Source organism: Pseudomonas sp. 05N431, assembly GCF_056397005.1.
Genome location: NZ_JBFTMN010000045.1, coordinates 1 through 2,483, shown reverse-complemented (window position 1 = coordinate 2,483; position 2,483 = coordinate 1). Strand labels below are relative to the sequence as shown.

1 protein-coding gene is annotated in these 2,483 nt (G+C 63.2%); it reads left to right on the top strand.

Features of this window, described 5'->3' with window-relative positions:
• A partial coding sequence (locus tag AC1DIG_RS29225) for an Ig-like domain-containing protein (RefSeq protein ID WP_477770097.1) occupies positions 1–2,483 on the top strand: 2,483 nt, incomplete at both ends.

Genomic DNA, 2,483 nt, shown 5'->3' with positions numbered 1-2,483 from the left:
ACCTTGGTCAGCGCCAGTGCACCGACAAACCAGGGCACGGCCAGCGTGGTCGGCAACCAGCTGGTGTTCACCCCGGGGACTGACTTCGATCATTTGGCGCAGGGCGCCACGGCCAGTGTCACACTCAGCTACACCATGAGCGACGAGCATGGCGCGATCTCGACCAGCAGCGTAGACGTGACCATCACCGGCACCAACGACGCGCCGGTGGCAGTGGCCGATACGGCTGCCGGCACGGAAAACCAGACCCTGAGCATTGACGTGCTGGCCAATGACACCGACGTCGACGACGGCCACGCATTTACCTTGGTCAGCGCCAGCGCGCCGACAAACCAGGGCACGGCCAGCGTGGTCGGCAACCAGTTGTTGTTCACCCCGGGGACTGACTTCGATCATCTGGCGCAAGGCGCCACGGCCAGTGTCACGCTCAGCTACACCATGAGCGACGAGCACGGCGCAATCTCGACCAGTAGCGTAGACGTGACGATCACCGGCACCAATGACGCGCCGGTGGCGGTGGCCGATACGGCCGCCGGCACGGAAAATCAGACCCTGAGCATTGACGTGCTGGCCAACGACACCGATGTCGACGACGGTCACGCATTCACCTTGGTCAGCGCCAGCGCGCCGATCGGCCAGGGCAGTGCCAGCGTGGTCGGCAACCAGTTGTTGTTCAATCCGGGGGCTGATTTCGATCACCTGGCGCAGGGCGCCACGGCCAGTGTCACGCTCAGCTACACCATGAGCGACGAGCACGGTGCAATCTCGACCAGCAGCGTAGACGTGACCATCACTGGCACCAACGACGCGCCGGTAGCGGTGGCCGATACGGCCGCCGGCACGGAAAACCAGACCCTGAGCATCGACGTGCTGGGCAACGATACCGATGTCGACGACGGCCATGCATTCACCTTGGTCAGCGCCAGCGCGCCGATCGGCCAGGGCAGTGCCAGCGTGGTCGGCAACCAGTTGTTGTTCAATCCGGGGGCTGATTTCGATCATCTGGCGCAAGGCGTGGTCGAGCATGTGACGCTCACTTACCAGATGCAGGATGAACACGGCGCGCTCTCGAACTCCACGGTGGACGTGACCATTACCGGCACCAACGACGCGCCGGTGGCGGTGGCCGATACGGCCGCTGGCACGGAAAACCAGACCCTGAGCATCGACGTGTTGGCCAATGACACCGATGTCGACGATGGTCATACATTCACCTTGGTCAGCGCCAGTGCGCCAATCGGCCAAGGCAGTGCCAGCGTCACGGGCAACCAGTTGCAGTTCAATCCGGGGTTTGACTTCGACCACCTGGCGCAAGGGGTGGTCGAGCACGTGACGCTCACTTACCAGATGCAGGATGAACACGGGGCGCTTTCGAGTTCCACGGTGGACGTCACTATCACCGGCACCAACGACGCGCCGGTGGCGGTGGCCGATACGGCCGCTGGCACGGAAAACCAGACCCTGACCATTGACGTGCTGGCCAACGACACCGATGTCGACGACGGCCACCTGTTCACGCTGAACTCGGCCAGCGCGCCGGCAAACAAGGGTACAGCCAGCGTGGTCGACAACCAGCTGGTGTTCACCCCGGGAAGTGATTTCGACCATCTGGCGCAGGGTGCGGTCGAGCACGTGACGCTCACTTACCAGATGCAGGACGAACACGGGGCACTCTCGAGTTCCACGGTGGATGTGACGATCACCGGTACCAACGACGCGCCGGTGGCGGTGGCCGATACGGCCGCTGGCACGGAAAACCAGACCCTGAGCATCGACGTGTTGGCCAATGACACCGATGTCGATGACGGTCACCTGTTCACACTGAACTCGGCCAGTGCACCGGCAGACAAAGGCACGGCCAGCGTGGTCGGTAATCAGTTGCTGTTCAATCCGGGGAGCGACTTCGATCATCTGGCGCAAGGCGTGGTCGAGCACGTGACGCTCACTTACCAGATGCAGGACGAACACGGCGCACTCTCGAGCTCTACGGTGGACGTGACGATCACCGGCACCAACGACGCGCCGGTGGCGGTGGCCGATACGGCCGCTGGCACGGAAAACCAGACCCTGAGCATCAACGTGCTGGCCAATGACACCGACGTTGACGACGGCCACCTGTTCACGCTGAACTCGGCCAGTGCGCCGGCAAACAAAGGCAGTGCCAGCGTGGTCGGCAACCAGTTGCAGTTCAACCCGGGAAGCGATTTCGACCACCTGGCGCAGGGCGTGGTCGAGCACGTGACGCTCAGTTACCAGATGCAGGATGAACACGGGGCACTCTCGAGCTCCACGGTGGACGTGACCATTACCGGCACCAACGATGCACCGGTAGCGGTGGCCGATACGGCCGCCGGTACGGAAAACCAGACCCTGACCATCAACGTGCTGGCCAACGACACCGACGCTGACGACGGTCACGCGTTCACGCTGAACTCGGCCAGTGCGCCGGCAAGCAAGGGCACGGCCAGCGTGGTTGGCAACCA